The organism is Planosporangium spinosum (assembly GCF_049999945.1).
Classification (GTDB): Bacteria; Actinomycetota; Actinomycetes; order Mycobacteriales; family Micromonosporaceae; genus Planosporangium; species Planosporangium spinosum.
Genome location: NZ_JBLYUB010000025.1, coordinates 14,127 through 38,995, shown reverse-complemented (window position 1 = coordinate 38,995; position 24,869 = coordinate 14,127). Strand labels below are relative to the sequence as shown.

Genomic DNA, 24,869 nt, shown 5'->3' with positions numbered 1-24,869 from the left:
ATCCTCGCACGTCAGCGAGCCAGGCGCGGACAGCCGGGCCGCTCATCGGGGATCAGGCGAGCGCGCGGGCCCGGTCGGCGGCGTGCGCGTAGTCGGCCGACGCGAGGAACCCGGGTACCAGCAGGGCGGCGCTGACGGCCAGGTCGCGGGCGCGCACCTCGTCCGGCGGCAGGAAGACCATCGCCTGTCCCTCGCCGAGCACCACGTCGTCCTGGGTCGCCGCGGTCACCCCGTGGTACGCCCAGAGTTCGACCCGCGACGAGCCCGGCTTGCGCCCCCGCCACCACAGGTCCAGCCGGCCCACGGTCAGGCCCGTCTCCTCGAACAGCTCCCGGTGCGCGGCGGCCAGGGGGTCCTCGCCGGGCTCGACGTGCCCGCCCGGACACCCCCACAGGTTCGGCGACGAGGGGGCGTCCGCCGTCCGGTGCTGCATCAGCAGCCGCCCTCGCGGGTCCACCAGCAGGACCACGGCGACCCGGTCGGCGGGCACCGCTCACTCCCCCGGGTCGATCGCGGCCGCCGCCTCGCCCACCCGCAGGTCGGCGTCGTCGGCCACGTTCTGCCGGACCAGGGCCAGCGCGATCATGCCGAGCTCGTGGTGGCGCGCCGCCGTGCCGACGAACCCGACCTGGCGGCCGTCCGCCGTGGTCACGGCCTCGCCGTGCGGCGGGAGTTCCTCGGTGGTGATGCCGTCGAGGTGCAGCAGGACCAGCCGGCGCGGCGGCCGGCCGAGGTGGTGCACCCGGGCGACCGTCTCCTGGCCGCGGTAGCACCCCTTCTCCAGGTGCACGGCCGGGGCCGTCCAGCCCACCTCCGCGGGCAGCGTGCGGTGGTCGGTCTCGAAGCCGAAGCGCGGCCGGCGGGCGGCCACCCGCAGGGCCTCGAACGCCCAGGTGCCGGCCAGCGGTACCCCGGCCGCGGCGACCACGTCGGCCTCGGTCCCGCGGCGGACCAGCAGGTCCGCCCCGTACGGCATGCGCCGGGCCCAGCCGCCGAGGTCGGGCAGCGCGGCGACCGAGTACCGGATGGTGGGCCGCGCCGGCACCGTACCGGCGGCGAACTTCGGGCCGGGTACCGCGACGGCGTCCGGCGGCAGCAGCGGCCCGACGCCCAGCGCGACCAGCGCTTCGTCGGTGTCCGGGCCGACCAGCGACAGCAGCGCGAAGTCAGCGCTGACGTCGGCCGGCTCGACCCGCATCAGGAAGCGCATCCGGGTCAGGAAGTCCAGCAGCGCCCCGGCCTGCCCGGCCTCGACGTCCAACCAGGTCGTCGCACCGTCGTCGGTGACCACCGCGTGGCGCTCGACGTGGCCGTGCGGGGACAGCACGAGCAGCTCGGTACCGGTCATCGGGGGCAGGTCGGTGAGGTACTGGGTGGTGAGGTTGTGCAGCCAGCCCAGCCGGTCCTCCCCCGGTACCGCGAGCACGCCCCGGTGTGACCGGTCGACCAGTCCGACCGAGGTGGCGAGCGTGCGCTGTTCGCGCATCGGGTCGCCGTAGTGGGCGACCACCCCGGCGTCGGGGTGGTCGGGGTCGAGCGCGGTGACGGGTACCGCGCCGGATGCCGTGATCACGGATTGTCCTTCTCGTTCCCGGTGGAGCACTGCCCGCAGGTGCCGAACAGCGCGACATGGCCGACGTCGACGGCGAACCCGCGGGTGCGCTCCAGCTCCCCGACGAGCCCGTCCAGTACCGACGGTGGCACCTCGTCGACCCCGCCGCACGCCCGGCAGACGAGGTGTACGTGCTGGTCTTCGCCGACCGCGTGGTAGGTGGGCGAGCCGTGCGAGAGGTGGGTGTGCGTCACCAGCCCCAGCTCCTCGAGCAGCTCCAGGGTCCGGTACACGGTGGTGATGTTGACCCCGGCCGCCGTGCGCGCCACCGCGGCGTGGACCTGGTCGGGGGTGGCGTGGCCGAGCGCGTACACCGCCTCCAGCACGAGCTGGCGCTGGGCGGTCAGCCGCAGGCCGCGGGCGCGCAGCACCTCGGCCAACGACGGGTCCTGCGCCGGTAGGACCCGTGACCTGTCCTCTGACCTGGACGACGACACAACGTCGATCCTAGGCGACACTAAGCTCGCCACCATGGCCCGAGTACTTGCCCTCCTCGGTGTGGGGGTCGTCCCCGCCGACACGCCCGTCCTGCGCGCCGACGATCTCGGCGTCCTCCGCGGTGACGGTGTCTTCGAGACCATGCACCTGCGCAACGGTGAACCGTGGCAGCTCGACGCGCATCTGGACCGGATGGCCCGGTCGGCCGAGCTGCTGGCGATCCCGCTGCCCGCGCGGTCGGACCTGGTCGAGCTGGCCGGCCAGGCGGCCGCCGTGTGGCCGGCCGGGGTCGAGGGCGCCCAGCGGCTGGTCTGCACCAGGGGGCCGGAGGACGGCGGGCCGGTCACCGCGTACTCGACGATCGCGCCGATCGGCGCCGCCGCCGTCGCCGCCCGGCACAACGGCGTGGCGGTGGCCACCGCCACGCTGGGCGTGCCGGCGCGAGTGCGTACCGGGGCTCCGTGGCTGCTCGGCGGCGCGAAGACCCTGTCGTACGCGGTGAACATGGCCAGCCTGCGCTGGGCGGCCGACCAGGGCGTCGACGACGTGCTGTGGGTCTCCGTCGACGGGTACGCCCTGGAGGCGCCGACCTCGACCCTGGTGTGGCTGGCGGACGGGGTGCTGTCGACGGTCCCCGCCGCGACGACCGGCATCCTGGCCGGCACGACGGCGGCGTACCTGCTCGCGCACGCCGCCGACCTCGGGATGCGCGCGGACGAGCGGCTGGTCCGCCCGGAGGAGTTGCACCGCGCCGACGGGGTGTGGCTCACCTCGTCGGTGCGCGGCCTGACCGAGGTGCGCAGCATCGACGGGGTCGCGCTCGGCCCGTCCCCGGAGACCACCCGGATACAGAAGCTGCTCGGGTACGTGTAGCTCGATGATCGTGAAGCGTCAGCCGGCGACGCGCTCCAGCCGGGCCGACAGGTGCGGCGCGGGTGGCTGGCCGACCGCCGCCATGTCGTAGGCGTACAGCAGCGCGCCCTCGACGATGCCGTACAGCCGGCGACCGCCGGTGACCTCCTTGGCGGTCGCCGTGCGCACCACGGCGTCGGTGGCCATCTCCACCCGGGTGCCGTTGGCCACCACCTGCCCGATGTACAGCTCCAGGAAGCCGGTCGGGTGGGTGAGCAGAACCTCGATCTCGTCCGACTTCGTGGGCACCGCCTCGGCCGCGTGCTCGGCGGCCGGGTCGGTCTGCACCGGCCGCCACCAGCCGACCTCCCGGGCCGACGGGCGGATCGGGGTGCCGTCGGGCTCGATCAGCCAGCTACGCGACTCGTAGTACAGGAACGGCCGGCCGTCGTGGCTGAACCGGATCTCCTGCGCGTACTCGAAGTCGTGCTCGAGCGTCGGGTAGCCGCCCTGACCCCGGCCACGCCACACCCCCACGAACGGCAGCAGTCCCAGCAGCGCCGGGTGCAGGTCGGGGCCGGTGCGCAGGTCGTGGGTCTCCTCGTACGGGTACGGGGTGACCGGCGTCTGCCCCATCCACACCGGGTTGACCTGGCTTTCTTCGCTCACCGACGTCCTCTTTCGTTCCCGACCGAACCTGCTGCCACGGTCCGTGCCCCGATCGCGCTCACCAGCGCCCCCGCGACACGCGTACCGCCAGATAGACCAACCCGCCGGCCAGCGCGCCGAGGCCGGCGACCAGCAGGCTGACGAATCCGATTTCGGTGACCATGACAGGGCTACCCTGCCACCCGTACCGGAATCGTGGTCACGCAGAGATCTTATGCTGCGCCCATGGCTCGTTCTCTCGTCGTCAAGGCCACCGCGGGTGCCGATGCCCCGGAGCGGTGCGCGCAGGCGTTCACGGTCGCGGCGACCGCGGTCGCCGCGGGCGTGCCGACCTCGCTGTGGCTCACCGGTGAATCGACCTGGTTCGCCCTGCCCGGGAAGGCGGCCGAGTTCGAACTGCCGCACTCGGCGCCGCTGGATGACCTGCTCGCGGCCGTCCTCGCCGGCGGTCAGGTGACCGCCTGTACCCAGTGCGCCGCCCGGCGCGACATCGGTGAAGCGGACGTCATCGACGGCATCCGCATCGCCGGAGCCGCCGTCTTCGTCGAGGAGTGCCTCGCCGAGGGCGCACAGGCGCTGGTCTACTGAACGCCGTGCCCGTCGTCTCTACTGAACGCCGCACCCTGTCGTCGCGGTGACCGTCACCGCGCCGTCGCGGGCCCGCGCGACGACGCCGACCGGGCCGCTGCGGTAGACGTACAGGTCGGGCCGGGCCAGGATGGCGTCGGGCGCGGCCGGACGGAGGGCGTCGGCCAGGGACGCCGGTACGCTGGCGGGCGGCCCGTCCGCCTGTACGGTCCAGATCGACCCGCCCCGCTCGCACGGCACCCGGTGGGTCTGCCAGTGCACGTCGGTGACGTTGAGGGTGGTCAGCACCGCCTGGCCCGGTAGCCGGTTCGCGGCGACCGACGGCGGCTGGGCCTCGGTCACCGGGCCGGTCAGTGGCCGGCAGCCGGTGTCGGCGGCGATCCGGACCTCACCGGTACCGGCGACGCCTCCGCGCACCGCGACGAAGTCGCCGGCGTCGGCGCTCAGCTCGTGGTTGCCGGTCCTGCGCACCTGCGCGCCGTAGTCGCGGGGCAGCGCGGCGCGGATGCGGTCGAGCAGGGCGGGCTCCTGCCCGGCCGGTACGTACAGGTGGACCGCCCGCTCGTAGCGGGCGCCGTCGCGGATCGCCGTGATCGTGCACCGGGCGCTCACCTCGCGGTACCCGTCGATCTCCGCCACGGCGCCGGCATCGGTCGCCGCGGCGGCCACCTCGGCGACCGCCCGGTCGACGGTCGGCAGCGCCTGCCCGATGGTGGTCTGGGTGCGTACCGTCGCGCCGCCCCGGCCGACGGCGTAGAGCGCGAGCCCGACCAGCAGTACCGCCCATGCCGCGGTGACCGCGACCAGCCAGCGGCGACGGGAGCCGGCCGGAGCGGCGCCGGGGGCTGGCTGCGCGGGAAGGCCCTGGATCGTCACGTGGCACATGGTCGCAGGCGACCACCCGACCGGGCGCACCGGAGGTCGGCGGCGCACCGGAGTCCGGCGGCGACCTCTGAAATGGCGAACGGCCCACCTCTCGTCAGAGGTGGGCCGCTCAAATGATCCTGGGGAGGATCCGTTGTCAGTTTAATCAGGCTGTGACGAAGACCGCAACCTCATTTATTCCGCGGTCCGCCGACACCGTCGCGTCACCGTTGCCGGCGCGCGACAGCGCGCGCAGCGTCCAGGTGCCGGGGGCGGCGAAGAAGCGGAACTGGCCCGCCGACGACGTCACCACCTCGGCGGTGAACTCACCGGTGGCGTCCAGCAGCCGCACGTACGCACCTCCGACCGGCGCGCCGTCCGCCTGGACGACACCGCTGATCACGGTCTCCTTCTCCACGTCCACGCCGGCGGGCAACGGGGTGCCCTGCTCCGGCGCGCCGCAACCGTCAAGACTCATCGTGGCGTCTCCTCTCATGCCTCGCCGGGCTCGTCGCCGAGCGCCACCGGGACGCCGACGAGCGAGCCGTACTCGGTCCAGGAACCGTCGTAGTTGCGCACGTCGGAGTAGCCCAGCAGCTCGTGCAGGGCGAACCAGGAGTGCGAGGAGCGCTCGCCGATGCGGCAGTACGCGATGGTCGGCTTGCTCTCGTCGATCCCGGCGTCGAGGTACAGCTTGCGCAGCTCCTCGTCGGACTTGAAGGTGCCGTCCTCGTTGGCCGCCTTGCTCCACGGCACGCTGATCGCGGTCGGGATGTGGCCGGGCCGCTGCGACTGCTCCTGCGGGAGGTGGGCCGGGGCGTTCAGGCGACCGGCGTACTCGTCGGGCGAGCGCACGTCGACCAGGTTGTGCGAGCCGATCGCGGTGACGACCTCGTCGCGGAAGGCCCGGATCGCGCGGTCCTGCTCCTGGGCGGTGTAGCTGGTGGCCGGCCGCTGCGGCACGTCCTTGGTGTAGGGGCGCCCGTCGAGCTCCCACTTCTTGCGGCCGCCGTCGAGCAGCCGGACCTGCTCGTGACCGTAGAGCTTGAAGTACCAGTACGCGTACGCGGCGAACCAGTTGTTGTTGCCGCCGTAGAGGACGACGAGGTCGTCGCCCGCGATGCCCTTGCGCGACAGCAGGGCCTCGAACTGCTGCTTGTTGACGAAGTCGCGGCGGACCGGGTCCTGCAGCTCGGTCCGCCAGTCGATCTTGACGGCGCCCGGGATGTGTCCGCCGTCATAGGCGGTGGTGTCCTCGTCGACCTCGACGAACACCACCTTGTCGGCGCCGATGTTCTTCTCGGCCCAGTCGGCCGTTACGAGTACAGAGTCGCGACTCATGTTTGAGCTCCCTCGAATGACGATTCGGGTGGAGAGCCGCCGCACGCGCTGGAGTTTCGGCCATACGCCACGGGCGACCCAGGGACGGATCACGGGGGCGGGTCCGGGCCGTGACAGGGACTAACCCGCGTCAGGCGGCGCCCCTGTCAGCGACAGAGGCGCACGAGAGCACACGCAATCGGCCCGCCGTCAGGCGAGGCAACACAGACAGGCGGCCACGCGGCAGAGATCAACCGCGCGCCTCTTGGTGAGCAGCGTGCCCATGGTCAGGCAGCGTAACATCGCAACGCGCCGCTGCCACCGGGCTGACCGACAGGCGAGACGGTGTTCACGCAACCGGCGACGGTCGCGCGGGTCGCCGCCGGCCCGCGCGGGTCGCTCAGGCCTGGCCGGCGAGCACCACGTTGGCGGCGGTCGCGATGATCAGGACGCCGTCGGGCGAGGTCTCGACCTTGTTGACGACCAGGTCGTACGGCAGGCTCGGCACCGCGATCTTGACGCCGAGCTGGCTGCGATACTGGTCGATGAACGACTGCGGGATCGCCATGCCACCGGTCGGCGACACCGCCCGCAGGTCGTCGAGCTGGAGATGCACCTCTCCCCCGGTGACGGCCAGCGTGCCGGTGGCCTCGAGCTGGAGGTTGATCCCGGCGAACGCGACCGGCGCGGCCAGGTTCACCTTGTTGTCGCGCACCGTGACCTTCAGCCGCGAGATGTCCAGTCCGGGTACCTGGCGCAGCGGGGTGGTGTCGACCAGGTCACGGACGGCGTCCCAGCCCAGCGTGGCCGTACCCTGCACGGCATCGGCCGTGACCTGCCCGTGACCCGAGGTGATCGCGTCGAGCGGGGCGTGCACCCGGTCGGCCACCAGGGTGAAGCGATCGAGGCTGACCTGGCCGCTGCGCGGGTGGTCGACGGTGAAGGAGACCTTCCGGTACGTACCGCCGAGCACCTGGGTCAGGAACGGGAACCCAGCGATGTCTGCCTGCGGCTTGCTCGCCGAGGTGATGCCACGGTTACCCATCTCCTTGGCGGCCTCGTCGGCGATCCGCTGCTCCGCCATGGTGACGGCCACCCGGTCGGCCACGACGAACAGCCCGCCCAGTACCACCACGACCACGACGAGCGCGATCACCCATCGACGTCCCCGTCTCGCCACGCCATCCTCCCTGATGTATCCGGCCCAGCGGCCCGATCCGCGTGCCTACCCGCGGCCCTACAGCAGCAGCGCACTCACCACGTACGCCACCGGGGCGCTCAACGCGAGCGCCAGCAGCGGACCCTGCGCGCGGGCGACGAGGCCCGGCGCCGGGGCGTCGCCCGTCACCTGCCGGCCGGCCTCGGCGTAGCACGCCGCCAGGTCGGTCACGGCCGCGATGACCGCTGCGACGAGGCCGGCCACCGCCGCCGTACCGACGGTAACGCCGGTGACGAGCGAACCGGCGACGGCCGCGGCGACGGCGCCGACCAGTACGCCCAGCAGCACGCCGAGGCCGCCGCGCGGCACCTGCGGCGTGAACCGCGGCCACGGCGCGACGGTGTCGGTGAGCCGGGCCACCGTGACGGCGGCGCCGGCGGCGACGAGACAGGCCACGATCGATCGGTTACCCACCGGCTGGCGGATCAACACGACCAGACCGGCCAGCGCGACCACGCCGACCACCACGGCCAGCGTGTTGCCCAGCGATTCGGTCACCCGTTCCCGCCCGGCCGGGCGGGCCAACTGGCCGATCACGCCCGCACCGAACGCGGCGGCCGTGACGTAGGCCAGCGGCGCGAGCGAGGCGGGCTCCACCCATGCCGCGGCGAGGTCGGCCGCCGCGGCCGCCGCCAGGCCCACGCCCGCGACCGTCCGGGGCGCGGGTGGCCGCGTGGCCGTGGCCCAGGAGTAGACGAACAGCGCCTGCACCGCGAAAACGAGCACCGCGTACGCACCGGCCGGCGCCGCGGCGCCGGCCGCCAGCACGACGGTGAGCAGCGCGGCGACCCCGGCGACAGGCAGGTCGACCGACCGTCGGGCCGGTACTCCCGGCGAACCGGACCCCGGCTCGTCCGGCGAACCGGGTCGCGGGTCGTCACCGGTGTCGCGCCGGATCACCGGGACCTGCTCGGTCGGCTCGTCGACGAGCGGCGGACCACCGACCGCACGGTCGGTGCGCTGCGCCGGATCGAACTCGCGCGGCCCGCGTAACCAGTCGTCATGGCGATCGTCAGCGGCAGGGGTCGCAGGCACGCCACGATCGTGCCAGAGCGCCGCCGCCTGGGCGAACCGTGTCCGGGAGTGATCCATCGCAATTCCCTACCAGCCCGTTTTCCAGGGATCTCCGGTATTCTCTGAAGCTACGCCGCCCGTCAGCGACGCCGGACGATGGCGTGACGATACTGCCCGACTCCCCGGAGCGGGCGGTGACGGAGGTGCCGCTTGGAGATCCTGCTACTGACCTCGACCCCTGCCGGCCAGGTCATCCTCCCAGGCCTCGACCTGCTGCCACACTCGGTCCGCACGGCACCCCGCGACGTCCGCACCCTGGTCGGCGGCCCGAGCCCGGACATCGTCCTGGTGGATGCCCGCGCCGAACTCGCCGACGCCCGCGCCACCTGTCGCATGCTCCGCGCGACGGGGCTCGGCATGCCCCTGGTGGCGGTGCTGACCGAGGCCGGCCTGGTGGCGGTGCACGCCGACTGGGGCGTCGACGACATCCTGCTGGCCAGCGCCGGCCCGTCCGAGGTGGAAGCGCGGCTGCGGCTGGCCGTCGGCCGGCTGACCCAGGCCACCGCCGGGAGCGCCGGCTCGCTGGTCAAGGCCGGCGAGCTGACCATCGACCCGGACACCTACGCCGCGAAGCTCAAGGGGCGACCGCTCGACCTCACGTACAAGGAGTTCGAGCTGCTGAAGTTCCTCGCCCAGCACCCGGGCCGGGTCTTCACCCGCGACCAGCTACTGCGCGAGGTGTGGGGCTACGACTACTTCGGCGGCACCCGGACGGTCGACGTCCACGTGCGGCGCCTGCGGGCCAAGCTCGGCTCGGAGTACGAGTCGATGATCGGCACGGTGCGGCAGGTGGGCTACAAGTTCGTGGTGCCTCCGACGCGCCAGCTGCCGGACGTGACAGCGGAAGAAGTCACAGAGTACGCGCACGGTTCCCGTCAGTAGTCGCACCCCGCAGCCGCTACCGTAGTCGACGTGACTGCGGTGGTGGGTGTACAGCGAAGCGACCGGTTGACGACCGACGAGGTGGCCGAGGTTCTGGACCTCATGCGGGCGGCCGGCGACGCCGACGGCGCCTACCCGCTGTCCGAGCACGTGGTGCTGCACCTGCGCCAGGGCGGCGACATACGCGCGGTGCACCTGCTCGCCCGGCACGAGGGCCTGCTGGTCGGGTATGCCCATGTGGACACCACCGACCCGGTCGAGGGCGCGGCCGCCGAGCTGGCCGTCCATCCGATGTACCGCCGGCGCGGCCTGGGTCGGGCGCTGGCCGCCGAGGCGATGGCCGTCGCCGACGAGCGGGCCGGGCGGGCGCCGGGCCGACTGAGGCTCTGGGCCCACGGCGACCACCCCTCGGCGACGGCGCTGTCGATGTCGCTGGGCTTCGAACGGTCGCGGGTGCTGTGGCAGCTGCGCCGCTCGCTGGTGACCCCGATCCCCGAGCCGACCCTGCCCGACGGCGTGAGCCTGCGGCCGTTCCGCCCCGGCGCCGACGACGCGGCCTGGGTCGCGCTGAACGCCACGGCCTTCGCCAGCCATCCCGAGCAGGGCAAATGGACGATTGACGACCTGCATGTCCGGATGCGGGAGCCGTGGTTCGACCCGGCCGGATTCCTGCTCGCCCAGCGTGACACCGACGGCAAGCTGCTGGGCTTCCACTGGACCAAGATCCACGGCGCGGTCAGTGCGCAGCCCGCCGCCGATGGCGCGGCGCCACACGCGCACGGGCCGATCGGCGAGGTGTACGTGCTCGGCGTCGCACCGGCCGCGCACGGTACCGGGCTGGGCACCGCACTCACCCTGGCCGGCCTGCACCACCTCCGCAGCCGGGGCCTCGACCAGGCGATGCTGTACGTCGACGAGTCGAACACGAGCGCCGTCAAGCTGTACCGCAAGCTGGGCTTCACCCACTGGGCCACCGACGTGAGCTTCCGCCGGCAGATCTGACCCGGCCGGGTCAGCGCAGCCGGCAGCCGGTGACCGGCATCGTCCATACCCGACGCCCATGCATGATACGGACATAGCATGGCTCCGAGCCGACTAGTTCACCGATCGGACATCGTCCGTCCGGACGAGGGTCAGCCAAGGTAGATCACCTGTTCACCATTCGTTCATGTGAGGCCGGGTGGCCGGCAACCTCGCCCTTCTAGCGTTCGCACCAGTTGATGACCATCGTCAACTCCAGACCTCGCGCCGATCGACGTCGGGCGAAGGTCGGACGAACCCTCGAAGGGACAGCAGTGAAGCTGAAGCGCCACGGCATCTTGGCCGCCGTCGCGGCCGCGACGCTCGCGCTCGCGGCGTGCGGATCCGATAACACGAGCAAGGACGCGTCGGGCGATGCCAGCAGTGCCGCGAAGCCGGCCATCGACTGCAAGACCGGCAAGCTCACCGCCCAAGGTTCAACCGCGCAGAAGAACGCGATGGACGTATGGGTCAAGGAGTACAGCCAGTCCTGCACCGGCGCCGAAATCAACTACCAGGGCACCGGCTCCGGCGCCGGCATCACGGCGTTCACCGGTAACACCGCTGACTTCGCCGGTTCCGACTCCGCGCTGAAGGCCGGCGACGAGCAGACCAAGGCCGACGCGCGGTGCACCGGCGGCAAGGCGATCAACCTGCCGATGGTCATCGGCCCGATCGCCGTGGCGTACAACCTCGACGGCGTGAAGGACCTGCAGCTCAAGCCGGACACGCTCGCGAAGATCTTCGCCGGCACGATCAAGACCTGGGACGACGCCGCGATCAAGGCGGACAACCCGAACGCCACCCTGCCGTCGAGTCCGATCACCGCGGTGCACCGGTCGGACTCGTCGGGTACGACCGAGAACTTCACCAAGTACCTGAAGGCCACCGCCCCCACCGACTGGACCACCGACGCCAGCAAGGACTGGAAGGCCGCCGGCGGCCAGGGCGCTGCCAAGTCCGACGGCGTCGCCGGCGCGGTGAAGCAGACCGCGGGTGCGATCGGCTACGTCGAGTACTCGTTCGTACAGACCAACAACCTCGCCGCCGCGAAGATCTACAACGGCGCCGGTGAGTACGTCGCACTGGACGACAAGTCCGCGGGCAAGGCCGTCGCGGGCGCCCAGGTGGTCGGTACCGGCGACGACCTGAGCCTGAAGATCGACTACACCACCAAGGAGTCGGGTGCCTACCCGATCGTCCTGGTCACGTACGAGATCGTCTGCAGCAAGGGCAACCCGGCCGACACGGTGGAGCTACTGAAGTCCTTCCTCGGCTTCGTCGCCAGCAAGGACGGCCAGGCCAAGCTAAGCCAGTACGGCTACGCCCCGCTGCCCGACACGCTGCAGACCAAGGTCGCCGCTTCCATCAGCAGCATGGCCTGACAGACAGGACACAAAAAGTGAGCCAGCAATCGCTCACCACCACCCCCGCCGGCGCTTCCAGCGCCGGCGGGGGTGGTGCGTTGCCGAGGGGTCAACGTTTCGGCGCCGAGAAGCTGTTCCGCGGCTTCGCCACCGCCGCGGGCTCGACGGTGCTCGTCATCATCGTCGCAATCGCGATCTTCCTGATCGTGAAGGCGATCCCGGCACTGCGTGACGACGGGGAGAACTTCTTCACCTACCAGAAGTGGTTCGCCAACGACGAAACGCCGCGGTTCGGTATCGCCGCCATCGCCTTCGGCACGGTGCTGACCTCGGCGTTGGCGCTGATCATGGCCGTACCGGTCGCCATGGGCATCGCCCTCTGCCTGACTCACTACGCCCACCGGCGGGTGGCCAGTACCCTGGGCTTCTTCATCGACCTCCTGGCCGCCGTCCCCAGCGTCGTCTTCGGCCTGTGGGGTCGCGACTTCCTCTACCTGCCGGTCTCCGACCTCGCGGCGTGGCTGCACGAGAACTTCGGCTGGATTCCCGTGTTCGGCAGTGAAGGCCCATACGGCAGGTCGATCCTGCTCGGATCGATCGTGCTGGCCATCATGGTGCTGCCGATCGTGACCTCGCTGTCGCGCGAGGTCTTCCTGCAGACCCCGCCGCAGAACGAGGAAGCCGCCCTCGCCCTGGGCGCCACCAAGTGGGAGATGATCCGCACGGCGGTGCTCCCCTACGGCAAGCCGGGCATCATCGCCGCGATCATGCTGGGGCTCGGCCGCGCACTGGGTGAGACCATCGCGCTCGCCCTGACCCTCGGCGCGGTCTACAACGTCTCCTTCGACCTGCTCGGCAGCGGCGGAAACACCATCGCGGCCAACATCGCGTTGAAGTTCGCCGAGGCCAACCCCACCGGCCGCAGCGCGCTGATCGCCTCCGGCCTGGTGCTCTTCGCCATCACCCTGGTGGTCAACATGACAGCGCGCGCGATCGTCTACCGCCGCCGCGAGTTCACGGGAGGTGCGGCATGAGCGAGCGTAGCGAGCGAATCGGAAAGCTCAGCGTGCTGGAGTCTCACGCCGGCACGGAGCGAAGCGAGGTGGAGGCATGAGTTCGTCCACCATCGCTTCCCACTCGGCGCGTACCCGGGCCGGCCTGAAGGCCCGCCGACTGCCCGGCTGGGCGCCGGCCGCCATCGGGGCAGGCGCTCTTCTGCTCGCCTACCTGGTGATCTACCTACCGGGGGGTGGCGGACCGGTCCTCACCGGCGTCGCCGCGGCGCTACTCTTCCTGATCGCACTGGCCGCGCTCTCCGCCGTCGTCGAAGGTGGCCGCGCAGCCCGTAACCGCATCGCCACCTCGCTGGTGTACTCGGCGTTCCTGCTGGCCCTGGCGCCGCTGCTGTCGGTGGCGCTGACCCTGCTGAGCAAGGGCACCGAGCGGCTCGACCTGTACTTCCTGAACACGTCGATGAAGGGCGTCAGCGCGTTCGACGACGAGGGCGGGGCGTACCACGCGATCATCGGCACCCTCGAGCAGGCCGGCATCGCCACGCTCATCACGGTGCCGCTGGGTGTGCTGGGCGCCATCTACATCGTCGAGTACGGCCGGGGCCGGCTCGCCGCCCTGATCCGGTTCTTCGTCGACGTGATGACCGGCATCCCGTCGATCGTCGCGGGCCTGTTCATCCTGGCCTTCTGGGTGCTCATCGTCTCGCCGTACTTCAACAACGGGCGGCCGGAGTACTCCGGCTTCGCGGCCGCGCTGGCGCTGTCGGTACTGATGCTGCCGACCGTGGTGCGCTCGACCGAGGAGATGCTGCGGCTGGTGCCGAGTGCGCTCCGCGAAGGCGCGTACGCGCTGGGCGTACCCAGGTGGAAGACGATCATGCGGATCGTGCTGCCGACCGCGGCACCCGGCATCGTGACCGGCGTCATGCTGGCGGTGGCCCGCGCCTGCGGTGAAACCGCCCCGGTGATCCTGGTCGCGTTGGGTAACCCCGCGATCAACTTCGACCCCTTCTCGGGTGGCCAGTCGTCGCTGTCGCTGTACGTCTACGAGCAGGCCGGCACCGCGTCCAAGTACGCGCCCGGCCGCGCCTGGGCCGGAGCGCTGACACTGGTCGTCCTCGTCCTCACCCTCACTGTCGCCGCGAAGCTGCTGGCCCGGCGCAACAAGCTAGGTCGATAGGAGTGCGCACCATGGCCAAGCGCATCGAAGCCGTCAACGTCTCGGCGTACTACGGCGCGTTCCGCGCGATCGACAACATCACGATGACGATCGAACCCAAGTCGGTGACCGCTCTGATCGGGCCGTCCGGCTGCGGCAAGTCGACGTTCCTGCGCTCGATCAACCGGATGCACGAGGTGCTGCCGGGAGCCAAGGTCGACGGCCAGCTCATGATCGACGGGCAGAACATCTACGACCGCGACATCGACGTCACCGCGGTACGCCGGATGATCGGCATGGTGTTCCAGCGCCCCAACCCGTTCCCGACGATGTCCATCTACGACAACGTCGTGGCCGGGCTGAAGCTCAACGGGGTGCGCAGGAAGTCCGCCCTGGACGAGGCGTGCGAGAAGGCGCTGCGCGGCGCGAACCTCTGGAACGAGGTCTCCGACCGGCTGAACCGGCCGGGCGCCGGCCTGTCCGGCGGCCAGCAGCAGCGGCTGTGCATCGCCCGCGCCATCGCGGTCGAGCCGCAGGTGGTGCTGATGGACGAGCCGTGCTCGGCGCTCGACCCGATCTCGACGCTCGCCATCGAGGACCTCATCGCCGAGCTGAAGAACCAGTACACGATCGTGATCGTGACGCACAACATGCAGCAGGCGGCGCGGGTCTCCGACCGGACCGGGTTCTTCTCGATCGACTCTACCGGCGAGCCGGGCCGCCTGATCGAGTACGACGACACCGCGAAGATCTTCACCAACCCGTCGGTGAAGCGGACCGAGGACTACATCACCGGCCGCTTCGGCTGACGTCAGCGCGAGAAGACGTACGGGCGGGGAGTGCGTGACGCACTCCCCGCCCGTTTTCCGTCGCTCGGCTCAGCGGTGCTCCCCGGCGGCGGGCACGACGAACCGGTCCTCCCCGCCGCCGAGTTCGACGTACGGCATGACCGGCGCGGTGACGTCGTGCTCCGCGCGCATGGCGGCGGCCAGGTCCGGGTACTCGCGCAGGCCGCGCAGCGCGGCCAGGGTCGGCGGCAGCATCGGCAGGCCGAGCAGGTCGGCGGGGTGGCCCCAGACGACCTGCTCCGCCTCGCCGCCCACGTCCCGGGTCACCTGCCGCTCCGGTAGCCGGGCCAGGAAGAAGTACGTGTCGTAGCGGCGGGGTTCGAACTCCGGGGTCAGCCAGCGCGCCCACGGTGTCAGCAGGTCGCTGCGCACCACCAGGCCCCGCTCGGCGAGCAGCTCGGCGAAGCCGATCTCGCGGGCGATCAGCGCGACCCGCGCCGCCTCCCACTCCGCACCGGAGACGTCGCCGACCACCGTCGCCGCGTCCGGGCCGGCCAGCAGGACGCCGCACTCCTCGAACACCTCCCGGACGGCGGCGCTCACCACCGCGCGGGCGGTCGGCTCGTCCTGTCCCAGCAGGGCGGCCCACTCGGCCGGTGTGGGGCCGCTCCACGCCGGCTGTACGGCCGCGTCGCGGGGGTCGACGGTGCCGCCCGGAAAGGCGTGCATCCCGGCGGCGAAGGCCATCGTCGCGGCGCGGCGGATCAGGTACACCTCGGGGCCGGGGTTGGCCGGGCGCAGCAGGAGGACCGTACTGGCCAGCTTCGGCGGTGCCGGCCGCACACCGGAGGCGTAGAACCGGCGCGCGTGTTCAAGCAGCCCCGCCGGTACCGGAAACGACTCAGCCACCCGACACCACCCTCACGTCCACGCCGCCGAGCCTATCCCCGCGACCGGATCCGCAACGCATGCCGGGCACCTGTCGTCGATCATGCCGTCTAGGGTCACCGATATGAGTGATCCCATCCGCTGGGGTGTCCTGGCCACCGGTGCCATCGCGCGCGCCTTCGTCTCCGACCTGTCGCTGGTCCCCGACGCCCGGGTCACCGCGGTCGGCTCGCGCAGCCAGGAGGCGGCAGACCTGTTCGCCGAGGCGTACGGCATCCCCCGCGCGTACGGAAGCTGGCAGGCGCTCGCCGACGACCCGGAGATCGACGTCGTCTACGTCGCCACGCCACACTCGGCGCACCACGCGGCGGCCCTGACGTGCCTGCGCGCCGGCAAGGCGGTGCTGTGCGAGAAGCCGCTGACGCTGAACCTGGCGCAGGCCGAGGAGCTGGTGGAGACCGCCCGCAGCAACCAGGTGTTCCTCATGGAGGCCATGTGGATGCGCTGCTTCCCGGCGATCCACACAGTGGCCGGGCTGATCGCCGACGGCGCGATCGGCGACGTGACCTCGGTGCACGCCGACTTCGGCATGGCCGCCCCGGTCGCCACGACGCACCGGCTGCGCGCCCCCGAGCTGGGCGGCGGGGCGCTGCTGGACCTCGGCGTCTACCCGGTGACCTTCGCGCACCTCGTACTCGGCGCCCCGGACCGGATCGAGGCGTGGGCGCGGCTGACCCCGGAGGGCGTCGACGAGAACACCGGGATGATCTTCGGATACGAGTCCGGGGCGCTCGCCGCGCTCACCTGCTCGCTGGTTGGCCAGACCCCGCGGACCGCGACCGTGACCGGTACCCACGGGCGGATCGAGCTGCCCCGCGACTTCTACCGGCCGGCCGGCTTCACCCTGGTGCGCGGCGACGCCCCGCCCGAGTACGTGGCAAGCCCGTTCGACGGCCTCGGGTACCACTTCGAGGCGGCCGAGGTGCAGCGCTGCCTGCGCGAGGGGCTCACCGAGAGCCCGGTGATACCGCTGTCCGGGACGCTCGCGGTGATGTCGACCCTCGATGCCGTCCGGGACCGCATCGGGGTCGACCACCCCGTGTGACCGACGTCAGCTGAACAGCGGGCGCACCACGAAGTACGCCACGACCGCGATCGCCCCCGCCGCCGGGAACGTCATGATCCACGCCATCACGATGTTGCCGGCGACGCTCCAGCGCACCGCCGACAGCCGCTTCGTCGCGCCGACGCCCATGATCGCGGAGGTGATCGTGTGCGTGGTCGAGATCGGTGCCTTCAGCACCAGCGCGTTGAAGTACAGCACCGAGCTGGCGACTGCCTCGGCCGCGAAGCCCTCCGGCGGTCCGAGGTCGATCACCTTGCGGCCGAGGGTGCGGATGATGCGCCAGCCACCCGAGTACGTCCCGAGGGCGAGCACCGCCGCCGAGGTGAAGAACACCCACCACGGGATGTGCGTGCGGCTGGACTGGAAGCCACCGGTGAACAGGGCCAGGACGATGATGCCCATCGTCTTGGCGGCGTCCTGCATGCCGTGGCCGATCGCCATGGCCCCGGCCGAGATGGTCTGCGCGGTCCGGAAGCCCCGGTTGAGCTTGCGCGGGTTGCCCTTACGGAAGATCCACAGGACCGCCAGCATCACGAGGAAGCCGAGGATGCCGCCGACGATCGGGGAGAGCACCATCGGGACGATCACCTTCTTCGAGATGGTGTCCCAGTGCACCACCCCGTCGGCGGCGAAGATGGTCGCGCCGACCAGCCCGCCGAACAGCGCGTGTGACGACGACGAGGGCAGGCCGAAGTACCAGGTGATGAGGTTCCACGCGATGGCGCCGAGCACCCCGGCGAACACCACACCCAGGCTGGCCGTTCCCTGGGGCAGGGTGACCAGCCCCTCACCGACCGTCTTCGCGACGCCGGCGCCGAAGTACGCGCCGACCAGGTTGCCGACCGCGGCCAGCCCGAGGGCGACCCGCGGGGTCAGGGCGCGGGTGGACACGGACGTGGCGATGGCGTTCGCCGCGTCATGGAAGCCGTTGGTGTAGTCGAACGCCATCGACACGAGGATGACCGCGACGACCGCGACAAACTCTGCGGTCACGCGTCAGGACTCCTTCACGGCGATGGTCTCGACGGTGTTCGCCACGTGCTCGAAGGCGTCGCAGGCCGCCTCCAGCTCGTCGGCGACCTCCTTCATCTTCAGGACGGTCAACGCGTCGTACTCGCCGGAGAACAGGCGCACCAGCAGCATCCGGTAGGCGCGGTCGCCGTCGTTCTCCAGCCGGTTGATCTCGACCCAGTAGTCGCTCAGGTCCTTCATGCTCTTCAGCCGCGGCATCGCGTCGGCCGTGAGCTTCGCCTGCTGGTCGAGCACGTTGAAGATCTCCAGCAGCTCGCGCGGCAGCGCCGGCATCCTGGTCAGGCCGTACAGGTAGAGCAGGCTGCCGACCGCCTCGAGGTGGTCCATGACGTCGTCGAGCAGCGAGCCGAGCCGGTAGATGTCCTCCCGGTCGAACGGCGTGATGAACGTCGTATTGATCTTGTTGTACAGCTCGTGGGTGATCGCGTCGCTGTCGTGCTCGACCTCGACCAGACGCTCGCTGATCGACTGCACGTCGGCGTCGGGAAGGGCGAGCTCGTTGAGCAGCTCGGTGCCTCGGACGAGGTTCGCCGCCGCCTTACTGAAAAACTCATAGAACGCGTCGTCGCTGGGACGCAGCTTGATTCGCACGGTTGACCTCGTCACGGTATGGGATGCGATGTGGCGCCATGGCCTGCGTGAATGCTAGGCAACGCGGAAAACGGTCGTGCGCCGGCCTTCACTAATACACCCCGTGAGCCGGCCGGATACGGACGGTTGCCGACCGCATCCTGTGCCCCCTGTCACATCCGGGCGGGCGGCTACGTCACCATGGGGGGCCCGGTACCGCCCGCGAGGAGGTCGTGTTGGAGTCCACCCCCGTACCCACGGCCGACCGTGATGCCTTCTCCACGCACCGCGACCACCTGACCGCGGTGGCGTACCGGCTGCTGGGCAGCCGCGCGGAGGCCGAGGACGCGGTACAGGAGGCGTGGCTGCGCTACGCCGCGCACGACCCGGCCGGCATCGACGACCTGCGCGCCTGGCTCACCACCGTCACCACGCGCATCTGCCTCGACGTGCTGCGCTCGGCCCGGGTACGCCGGGAAGCCTACGTCGGCCCCTGGCTGCCCGAGCCGGTCGTCACCCGGCTGCCGTCCGGCGAGCCGGACCCCGCCGACGCGGCCGCCCGTACCGAGGAGCTGAGCCTGGCCCTGCTCGCCGTCCTCGAACGGCTGAGCCCGGAGCAGCGGGTCGCCTTCGTCCTGCACGACGTGTTCGCGGTGCCGTTCGAGGAGATCGCCACCGTCCTGGGCACCAACCCGGCCGCGGCCCGCCAGCTCGCCTCGCGGGCCCGCCGGACCGTGACCGACGCGCGGGTCCGGCGACACCACCCCGACCTGGGCGAGCAGCGACGGGTGCTGGAGGCGTTCCTCGCGGCGGCCGGGCGCGGCGACATCGACGGCCTGCTCGCGGTCCTCGCCCCGGATGTCGTCGCCACCGGCGACGGCGGCGGGATCGGCCCGGCCGCCCGGACGCCGGTCACCGGCGCGCTGCGGGTGGCCCGGTTCGTGCTCGGGCTCTTCCGGCAGGCCGATCGGGCGCCGACGGCGGTCGAACCGGTACTGGTCAACGGCGATCTGGGGCTGCTGATCGAGACCACGTTCCCGGGCGACCGCACGTTCCTGGTCGTCGTGGCGTTCACGGTGGCCGATGGCCGGATCATCGCCGTCCACAACCAGCTCAACCCGGCGAAGCTGGGCCGGGTCCCCCGCCCCGACCCGACCCGCAACCTGCTCACGCCCCGGCCGACGCCGCCCGGCTGATCTGCTCGGCGAACGGCAGCGGGCAGGCGTCGCCGCTGGTGTACCCCTGCGCCGTCAGTCCGAGCGCGTGGTTGGTCCGCGCCCGCATGTTCTCCAGCGCGACCAGGTACGTCAGCTCGACCAGGCCGGCGTCGTCAAGGTGTTCACGGACCCGCGCGACGAGCTCGTCGGTGACGGTCATCGGCTGCGCGGTCATCGCGTCGGCGTACTCCAGGGCCACCTTCTCCGCCGGGGTGAACGCCGCCGACTCGCGGTAGCGGTCGAGCTCACGGTGCCGCTCGACGGACAGCCCTTCGTGCAGCGCCAGCATGGTGCCGAAATCCACACACCACGAGCAGCCGACGACGGTCGCCACCCGGTGCACGACGATGTCCCGCAGCGCGGGGTCGAGGCGGCGGGCCGCCCGTTCGACCATCAGTTCGTGGACGACGCCGGCACGCATCAGGCCCGGATGGTTGGCCGAGGCCCGCAGCGGCTCGGGCACCTCACCGAAGCGGCGACGGGCGATCGCGAAGATCGCCGTACGGGTGAACCAGCCGACCCGGGAGTCGGTCACCAACGGAATGCGGGGCATCGGGGTCCTCCTCGTGGATGTTTCCTGCGGGGAGGACGGGGCGGTCGGGCGGGGTGTGACGGTGCGTGGCGCGCGTCACGCCACGTTGATCCGCCCGAAGTCCCGCGCGACGATGTCGAGCCAGCGCAGATAGACACGGTCGAAGGGCTCGATGCGGTCGGTCAGCGCGGTCGCCAGCCGCTCGGCGGCCGCCCACGCCTGGTCGATGACCTCGGTCGGGTACCCGTACCGGACCTGGTGCAGCGCGAATTCGTCCTCGTCGAGGAGCTGGACCACGCCGGTGCGGCGGCGCCGGACGTCGAGGTCGAGGTCGACCATGGTCACCACGTCGGGGGTGGGCCAGGTCGGCACGGTCGTGATGTCGCAGTACACGTCGGTGCGGTGCGGGGCGGCGTTGAACAGCGCCGTCCACCAGCCGTCGCGGGGGAACAGCATCACGTGGTCGTGTTCGGCCGGGTTGACCCGCTGCTCGCCGCGGGACACCGGCGTACCCGCCGCACCGCCGAGCCAGACGCCGAACTCGTCCTCGCCGAGGAGCCTGGCCGGCTGGTTCCAGTGCAACGAGCCGTCGTACTTGCGATACACCACCCGTACGAGATCGCCTGTCACGAGACCACCCTATCGATCATCCTGGCTGGCTTGGGACACCGCGGCACATGCATCGACCACTGTCGACAAAAACTGCGAGGCGGCGATGAACGGCACATGGACGCCGCCGGAAGACACCATGCCAAGCCTACGCGGCGCGCACAAGTCGATACCGAACGTGGGTTTTGTCTGTGGACAACGAGTGACGCGCTGTGGATAACCGGCGATCGGTCGTACCGAGCGGGTAGCCTGCCTTCCCGTGACCGCCGCGACCGCCACCTCCGCCGCCCGCCGTGACCGCCAAGGGCGACCCGGCGTCGCCGAACTGCTCGCCGCCGCCGTCGGCGCGGTCCCGGGCGGCGCCGAGCGGCCGGGCCAGCGACAGATGGCCGAGGCGGTGGCCCACGCCGCCAGTTCCGGCGAACACCTGCTGGTGCAGGCCGGCACCGGCACCGGCAAGTCGCTGGCGTACCTGGTGCCGTCGCTGCTGGTGGACGGTCCCGTGGTGGTGTCGACCGCCACCCTGGCCCTCCAGTCCCAACTCGTCGACCACGACCTGCCACGCCTGGCCGAAGCGGTCGAGCCGCTGCTCGGCCGCCGACCCACCTACGCCGTCCTCAAAGGTCGCCACCACTACGTGTGCATGGCCCGGCTGGACAACACCTCAACCGAGGAGCCGAGCGACACGCTGTTCGGCGACGAGGGCGGCGGCACCAAATGGCTCGGCGAGGCCGGCCGGCTGGGCAAGCAGATCCAGCGGCTGACCGAGTGGGCGATGGAGAGCGAGACCGGCGACCGCGACGAACTGGACCCGGGCGTCGACGACACAGCCTGGCGACTGGTGTCGATGCCGGCGCGCGAGTGCGTCGGCGCGGCCCGCTGCCCGTACGGTTCGGAGTGCTTCGCCGAGTTCTCCCGGCAGCGGGCCCGGGAAGCGGACATCGTGGTCACCAACCACAGTCTGCTCGCCATCGACATGCTGGCGGAGCGGAAGATCCTGCCGCCGCACAAGCTGCTCGTCATCGACGAGGCGCACGAACTGGCCGACCGGGTCTCGTCGGCGGCACAGGCCGAGCTGTCGCCCGAGGCGCTCGACCGGGTGGCCCGGCGTGCCCGCGCCCAGGTCGACGAGGGCTGCTACGAGTCCCTCGTGGAGGCCGGCGACGCGCTCGCGGTGGGGCTCGCCGACGTGCCGGCCGGGCGGCTCACCAACGGCCTGCCGACCCCCCTCGCCGAGGCGTTGACGCTGCTCGACGGCGCGACCCGCCGGTGCCTGGACGCCATCGGCGAGGTCAAGAACGACGACCCCGACCCGGTCCGCAAGCAGCAGGTGAAGTCGGTCCTCACCGACCTGTCCACCACCGCGCAGCGGCTACTGGCGTTCGCCGTCCACGACGTGGCCTGGGTGGACAAGGACGACCGGGGCCGGCGCGCGATCGTGGTCGCTCCGCTGTCGGTCGCCGGTACGCTCTCCACCCACCTGTACGAGGAGCGCACCGTGGTCGCCGCCTCGGCGACCCTGGCCCTGGGTGGCAAGTTCGACACCGTGGCCACGTCGCTCGGTCTCGATGACGAGACCGACTGGACCTCCCTCGACGTCGGGTCCCCGTTCGACTACCCCCGCCAGGGCATCCTGTACGTGGCGGCGCACCTGCCCCGCCCGACCGCGTCGGGCCTGTCGGAGGCGGCGGCCGAGGAGATGGTGGAGCTGGTCACCGCCCTGGGTGGGCGCACGCTCGGGCTGTTCTCCAGCCGCCGGGCCGCCGAGCGCGCCGCGGAGGTGCTGCGCGAGCGCACCGACCTGCCCGTCCTGCTCCAGGGCGAGGAGGCGCTGCCGCTGCTGGTCCGCCGCTTCCGGGAAGACCGCAGCAGCTGCCTGCTCGGTGTGATGTCGCTGTGGCAGGGCGTGGACGTGCCGGGCGACTCGTGCCAACTGGTCCTGGTCGACCGGCTGCCGTTCCCGCGCCCCGACGAACCGCTCGCCGCCGCCCGGTCGGCGGCCGTCGACGCGGCCGGCGGCTCCGGCTTCGCGGCGGTGAGCGTGCCGATCGCCGCGGTACGCCTGGCGCAGGGCGCGGGCCGGCTCATCCGGGCGGCCGGCGACCGCGGCGTGGTCGCCGTGCTCGACTCGCGGCTGGAGACGGCGAAGGGCTACGGAGGGTTCCTGCGCCGGTCGCTGCCGCCGTTCTGGTACACCACGAAGCCCGAGGTGGTGCGGGCGGCGCTGAAGCGGCTCGCGGCCGCCTGACCCCGGTCAGGGCACCGGGACCCGGCGGAGCGACCGCGGTCAGGGCACCGGGGCCGTGGCGACGGCCTCCTCGGGCCGGGGCGGGGCACCCGCGGGCGGGGGTGTCTGGTGACGGTGGCCGACGAGCCGGCGGATGCCGGTGTTCAGGACGGCCACCAGCGGCACCGCGATCAGCGCGCCCATGATGCTGGCCAGCAGCAGGCCGGTCGCGATGGAGAGGATGACCGCCAGCGGGTGGATCGCCACCGCCCGCCCCATGATGAGCGGCTGGAGGATGTGGCCCTCCAACTGCTGCACGATGATGACCGCGGCGAGGACGAGTAGCGCGCTGACCCAGCCCTTGGTCACCAGCGCCACCAGGACGGCCACCGCGCCGGACACGGTGGCGCCGACGATCGGCACGAACGCGCCGAGGAACACCAGGATGGCGAGCGGGAACGCCAACTGCACCCGCAGCGCGGTCAGCGCCAGGCCGATGCCGACCGCGTCGATGAACGCCACGAGCACCGTGGCCCGCACGTACGACACGAGCGTCGCCCAGGACGCCTCACCCGCCCGGCCGAGGGGCTCGCGGGCGACGCTCGGCAGCAGGCCGACCAGGAACCGCCAGATCCGGTGGCCGTCGCGCAGGAAGAAGAACGTGGTGAACAGCACGAGCAGCGTCGTGAAGAGCGCGTCGACGGCGGTCGTGGCCGTCGACAACGCCCCGCTGGTGAGGCTGTCGCGGTGGCTGTCCAGCCACTTCTGCGCGGCGTCGGCGACGCCGGTGAGCTGGTCGTTGGACAGGTGCAGCGGCCCGGTCCGCAGGCTGTTCTGGATGGTGCGGATGCCGTCGGTGGCGTTCTTCGCCAGGGCCGGGAACGAGCTGACGAACTGCGTCACCACGAGCGTCAGTACGCCGCCGACCGCGGCAATGCCGCCGATGAGGACGACGGCGACCGCGAGCGAGTGCGGCAGCCGTGCCCGCTCGCGCAGCCATCTGACCGACGGTGCCAGCAGCGCCGACAGCAGCAGCGCGATACTCACCGGGATCAGGACGTCCTTGAGCAGGCCGACCAGCCACAGCACCAGCGCGGCCGCGGCGGCGAGCACGAGCAGCCGCCACGACCAGGCGGTGGCGATCCGCAGGCCGCGCGGGACGTCCTCGTCATCGCGGCTGGCCACGGACGGCAGCACGGGTGCGGGCGGCGGTGGTGTCTGGACCGGGATGGGCTCCACAGCGGGCTCCTGGCGTTCAGGGGGCGGCACCTCGCGGCCGGCACGCATGGCCGCGTAGGTCCGACGGATATTCGCGCGTAAATGCTCAAACTGGCCCAACGGGTCCTCCTCCCCGCTCCACCGTAATGGTTGGGGCACACCTACCCGATCGTGAAACACCGGAGACGAGGTACCGTCAGCTTCGTGACTGCCGCACCATCCCCTGCCGAAACCGACAACGGTCTTCCCATCCGGCTACTACACGACCGCGTCCTCGTCCGGATCGAGGGCAGTGAGGGCGAACGCCGGTCGGCGGCGGGCATCGTCATCCCCGCCACCGCCGCGGTCGGGCGCCGGCTGGCCTGGGCCACGGCGGTCGGGGTCGGTCCGCACGTGCGCTCGATCGTCACCGGCGACCGGGTCCTGTTCGACCCGGACGACCGCTCCGAGGTCGAACTGCAGGGCCGCGACTACGTCCTGCTACGCGAGCGCGACGTCCACGCGGTGGCCGCGCGGCGGGTCGAGAACGACGCGACCGGCCTGTACCTGTAACGACGACGAGGCGGCCCGGTACCCGGTGACCGG

At 71.7% G+C, this 24,869-nt stretch carries 29 protein-coding genes; 12 read left to right on the top strand and 17 right to left on the bottom strand.

Annotation, left to right across the window (positions count from 1 at the left end; genetic code table 11):
* Positions 1 to 52: 52 nt before the first annotated feature.
* From ACNTMW_RS26760 to ACNTMW_RS26750, 3 genes are read right to left on the bottom strand one after another with little or no spacing between them, the layout of a single operon-like run.
* Positions 53 to 490, bottom strand: a complete 438-nt coding sequence (locus tag ACNTMW_RS26760) for an NUDIX hydrolase (RefSeq protein WP_426636604.1) — start codon at positions 488 to 490, stop codon at positions 53 to 55.
* A gap of 3 nt (positions 491 to 493) precedes the next feature.
* Entirely contained in the window at positions 494 to 1,573 is a 1,080-nt protein-coding gene (gene ygfZ / locus ACNTMW_RS26755; RefSeq protein ID WP_426636603.1) for a CAF17-like 4Fe-4S cluster assembly/insertion protein YgfZ, read from the bottom strand.
* Positions 1,570 to 2,049: a Fur family transcriptional regulator gene (locus tag ACNTMW_RS26750; protein WP_426636602.1), complete on the bottom strand. Its 480-nt coding sequence runs from the start codon at positions 2,047 to 2,049 to the stop codon at positions 1,570 to 1,572. The genes ygfZ and ACNTMW_RS26750 overlap by 4 nt, the downstream gene beginning before the upstream one ends.
* A 34-nt stretch (positions 2,050 to 2,083) precedes the next feature.
* On the opposite strand from ACNTMW_RS26750, the gene ACNTMW_RS26745 reads away from it, so the two are divergent.
* A complete protein-coding gene (locus ACNTMW_RS26745; protein ID WP_426636601.1) occupies positions 2,084 to 2,923 on the top strand; it encodes an aminotransferase class IV in 840 nt (279 codons plus the stop codon).
* A gap of 18 nt (positions 2,924 to 2,941) precedes the next feature.
* Here the strand turns inward: ACNTMW_RS26745 and ACNTMW_RS26740 are convergent, their stop codons facing one another.
* On the bottom strand, positions 2,942 to 3,571 hold the full coding sequence (locus ACNTMW_RS26740) for a heme-binding beta-barrel domain-containing protein (RefSeq protein ID WP_426636600.1): 630 nt from the start codon (positions 3,569 to 3,571) through the stop codon (positions 2,942 to 2,944).
* Positions 3,572 to 3,629: 58 nt separating this feature from the next.
* Complete coding sequence (gene mtfM, locus ACNTMW_RS26735; protein WP_426636599.1) at positions 3,630 to 3,734, bottom strand: small membrane protein MtfM; 105 nt, start codon at positions 3,732 to 3,734, stop codon at positions 3,630 to 3,632.
* A gap of 62 nt (positions 3,735 to 3,796) precedes the next feature.
* Here mtfM and ACNTMW_RS26730 point away from each other — a divergent pair, with 62 nt between their 5' ends.
* Entirely contained in the window at positions 3,797 to 4,159 is a 363-nt protein-coding gene (locus tag ACNTMW_RS26730; RefSeq protein ID WP_426636598.1) for a DsrE family protein, read from the top strand.
* An 18-nt stretch (positions 4,160 to 4,177) separates the two neighbouring features.
* On the opposite strand, the gene ACNTMW_RS26725 is transcribed toward ACNTMW_RS26730, so the two are convergent.
* The 6 genes from ACNTMW_RS26725 to ACNTMW_RS26700 form a co-directional block, all read right to left on the bottom strand.
* Positions 4,178 to 5,035 carry a hypothetical protein gene (locus ACNTMW_RS26725; RefSeq protein WP_426636597.1) on the bottom strand — a complete coding sequence of 286 codons (858 nt, stop codon included), beginning with the start codon at positions 5,033 to 5,035 and terminating at the stop codon, positions 4,178 to 4,180.
* A 154-nt stretch (positions 5,036 to 5,189) separates the two neighbouring features.
* Entirely contained in the window at positions 5,190 to 5,501 is a 312-nt protein-coding gene (locus ACNTMW_RS26720) for a DUF1416 domain-containing protein (RefSeq protein ID WP_426636596.1), read from the bottom strand.
* A 14-nt stretch (positions 5,502 to 5,515) separates the two neighbouring features.
* Complete coding sequence (locus tag ACNTMW_RS26715; protein WP_426636594.1) at positions 5,516 to 6,364, bottom strand: sulfurtransferase; 849 nt, start codon at positions 6,362 to 6,364, stop codon at positions 5,516 to 5,518.
* A 189-nt stretch (positions 6,365 to 6,553) separates the two neighbouring features.
* Positions 6,554 to 6,628 (bottom strand): Ms5788A family Cys-rich leader peptide, encoded by a 75-nt coding sequence (locus ACNTMW_RS26710; protein WP_426636655.1) that lies wholly within the window; start codon positions 6,626 to 6,628, stop codon positions 6,554 to 6,556.
* 115 nt (positions 6,629 to 6,743) lie between these two features.
* Positions 6,744 to 7,523, bottom strand: coding sequence for an LmeA family phospholipid-binding protein (locus ACNTMW_RS26705; RefSeq protein WP_426636592.1), 780 nt, complete (start codon positions 7,521 to 7,523; stop codon positions 6,744 to 6,746).
* Positions 7,524 to 7,580: 57 nt separating this feature from the next.
* The gene (locus tag ACNTMW_RS26700; RefSeq protein ID WP_426636591.1) at positions 7,581 to 8,597 is read right to left on the bottom strand and encodes a hypothetical protein; all 1,017 of its coding nucleotides are present in this window, start codon (positions 8,595 to 8,597) and stop codon (positions 7,581 to 7,583) included.
* Between the two features lie 189 nt (positions 8,598 to 8,786).
* On the opposite strand from ACNTMW_RS26700, the gene ACNTMW_RS26695 reads away from it, so the two are divergent.
* The 6 genes from ACNTMW_RS26695 to pstB all read left to right on the top strand — a co-directional run bounded on the left by ACNTMW_RS26695 (position 8,787) and on the right by pstB (position 14,886).
* Positions 8,787 to 9,518, top strand: coding sequence for a winged helix-turn-helix transcriptional regulator (locus ACNTMW_RS26695; RefSeq protein WP_426636589.1), 732 nt, complete (start codon positions 8,787 to 8,789; stop codon positions 9,516 to 9,518).
* A gap of 30 nt (positions 9,519 to 9,548) precedes the next feature.
* Positions 9,549 to 10,520 carry a mycothiol synthase gene (mshD, locus tag ACNTMW_RS26690; RefSeq protein ID WP_426636588.1) on the top strand — a complete coding sequence of 324 codons (972 nt, stop codon included), beginning with the start codon at positions 9,549 to 9,551 and terminating at the stop codon, positions 10,518 to 10,520.
* A 293-nt stretch (positions 10,521 to 10,813) separates the two neighbouring features.
* Positions 10,814 to 11,923 carry a phosphate ABC transporter substrate-binding protein PstS gene (gene pstS / locus ACNTMW_RS26685; protein WP_426636587.1) on the top strand — a complete coding sequence of 370 codons (1,110 nt, stop codon included), beginning with the start codon at positions 10,814 to 10,816 and terminating at the stop codon, positions 11,921 to 11,923.
* A gap of 17 nt (positions 11,924 to 11,940) precedes the next feature.
* A complete protein-coding gene (gene pstC / locus ACNTMW_RS26680) occupies positions 11,941 to 12,939 on the top strand; it encodes a phosphate ABC transporter permease subunit PstC (protein WP_426636586.1) in 999 nt (332 codons plus the stop codon).
* A 76-nt stretch (positions 12,940 to 13,015) separates the two neighbouring features.
* On the top strand, positions 13,016 to 14,098 hold the full coding sequence (gene pstA / locus ACNTMW_RS26675) for a phosphate ABC transporter permease PstA (RefSeq protein ID WP_426636585.1): 1,083 nt from the start codon (positions 13,016 to 13,018) through the stop codon (positions 14,096 to 14,098).
* Positions 14,099 to 14,109: 11 nt separating this feature from the next.
* Complete coding sequence (gene pstB, locus ACNTMW_RS26670) at positions 14,110 to 14,886, top strand: phosphate ABC transporter ATP-binding protein PstB (RefSeq protein ID WP_426636584.1); 777 nt, start codon at positions 14,110 to 14,112, stop codon at positions 14,884 to 14,886.
* Positions 14,887 to 14,955: 69 nt separating this feature from the next.
* Here pstB and ACNTMW_RS26665 read toward each other — a convergent pair whose 3' ends face one another.
* Entirely contained in the window at positions 14,956 to 15,774 is an 819-nt protein-coding gene (locus ACNTMW_RS26665) for an NUDIX hydrolase (protein ID WP_426636583.1), read from the bottom strand.
* 103 nt (positions 15,775 to 15,877) lie between these two features.
* On the opposite strand from ACNTMW_RS26665, the gene ACNTMW_RS26660 reads away from it, so the two are divergent.
* Positions 15,878 to 16,858: a Gfo/Idh/MocA family protein gene (locus ACNTMW_RS26660; protein WP_426636582.1), complete on the top strand. Its 981-nt coding sequence runs from the start codon at positions 15,878 to 15,880 to the stop codon at positions 16,856 to 16,858.
* Positions 16,859 to 16,864: 6 nt separating this feature from the next.
* On the opposite strand, the gene ACNTMW_RS26655 is transcribed toward ACNTMW_RS26660, so the two are convergent.
* Positions 16,865 to 17,872, bottom strand: coding sequence for an inorganic phosphate transporter (locus ACNTMW_RS26655; protein WP_426636581.1), 1,008 nt, complete (start codon positions 17,870 to 17,872; stop codon positions 16,865 to 16,867).
* A 3-nt stretch (positions 17,873 to 17,875) separates the two neighbouring features.
* Positions 17,876 to 18,502: a DUF47 domain-containing protein gene (locus tag ACNTMW_RS26650; protein ID WP_426636580.1), complete on the bottom strand. Its 627-nt coding sequence runs from the start codon at positions 18,500 to 18,502 to the stop codon at positions 17,876 to 17,878.
* Positions 18,503 to 18,717: 215 nt separating this feature from the next.
* Between ACNTMW_RS26650 and sigJ the strand changes: the two genes are divergently transcribed.
* Positions 18,718 to 19,677 (top strand): RNA polymerase sigma factor SigJ, encoded by a 960-nt coding sequence (gene sigJ, locus ACNTMW_RS26645; RefSeq protein ID WP_426636579.1) that lies wholly within the window; start codon positions 18,718 to 18,720, stop codon positions 19,675 to 19,677.
* Here sigJ and ACNTMW_RS26640 read toward each other — a convergent pair.
* Together ACNTMW_RS26640 and ACNTMW_RS26635 are read right to left on the bottom strand one after the other, a co-directional pair.
* The gene (locus tag ACNTMW_RS26640; RefSeq protein ID WP_426636578.1) at positions 19,649 to 20,251 is read right to left on the bottom strand and encodes a carboxymuconolactone decarboxylase family protein; all 603 of its coding nucleotides are present in this window, start codon (positions 20,249 to 20,251) and stop codon (positions 19,649 to 19,651) included. The genes sigJ and ACNTMW_RS26640 overlap by 29 nt on opposite strands.
* Before the next feature lie 75 nt (positions 20,252 to 20,326).
* Positions 20,327 to 20,860 carry a DUF402 domain-containing protein gene (locus ACNTMW_RS26635; RefSeq protein ID WP_426636577.1) on the bottom strand — a complete coding sequence of 178 codons (534 nt, stop codon included), beginning with the start codon at positions 20,858 to 20,860 and terminating at the stop codon, positions 20,327 to 20,329.
* A gap of 364 nt (positions 20,861 to 21,224) precedes the next feature.
* Between ACNTMW_RS26635 and ACNTMW_RS26630 the strand changes: the two genes are divergently transcribed.
* On the top strand, positions 21,225 to 23,087 hold the full coding sequence (locus ACNTMW_RS26630) for an ATP-dependent DNA helicase (protein ID WP_426636654.1): 1,863 nt from the start codon (positions 21,225 to 21,227) through the stop codon (positions 23,085 to 23,087).
* Between the two features lie 39 nt (positions 23,088 to 23,126).
* Here ACNTMW_RS26630 and ACNTMW_RS26625 read toward each other — a convergent pair whose 3' ends face one another.
* A complete protein-coding gene (locus ACNTMW_RS26625; RefSeq protein ID WP_426636575.1) occupies positions 23,127 to 24,305 on the bottom strand; it encodes an AI-2E family transporter in 1,179 nt (392 codons plus the stop codon).
* A 183-nt stretch (positions 24,306 to 24,488) separates the two neighbouring features.
* Between ACNTMW_RS26625 and ACNTMW_RS26620 the strand changes: the two genes are divergently transcribed.
* Complete coding sequence (locus ACNTMW_RS26620; RefSeq protein ID WP_426636573.1) at positions 24,489 to 24,836, top strand: GroES family chaperonin; 348 nt, start codon at positions 24,489 to 24,491, stop codon at positions 24,834 to 24,836.
* Positions 24,837 to 24,869 lie beyond the last annotated feature (33 nt).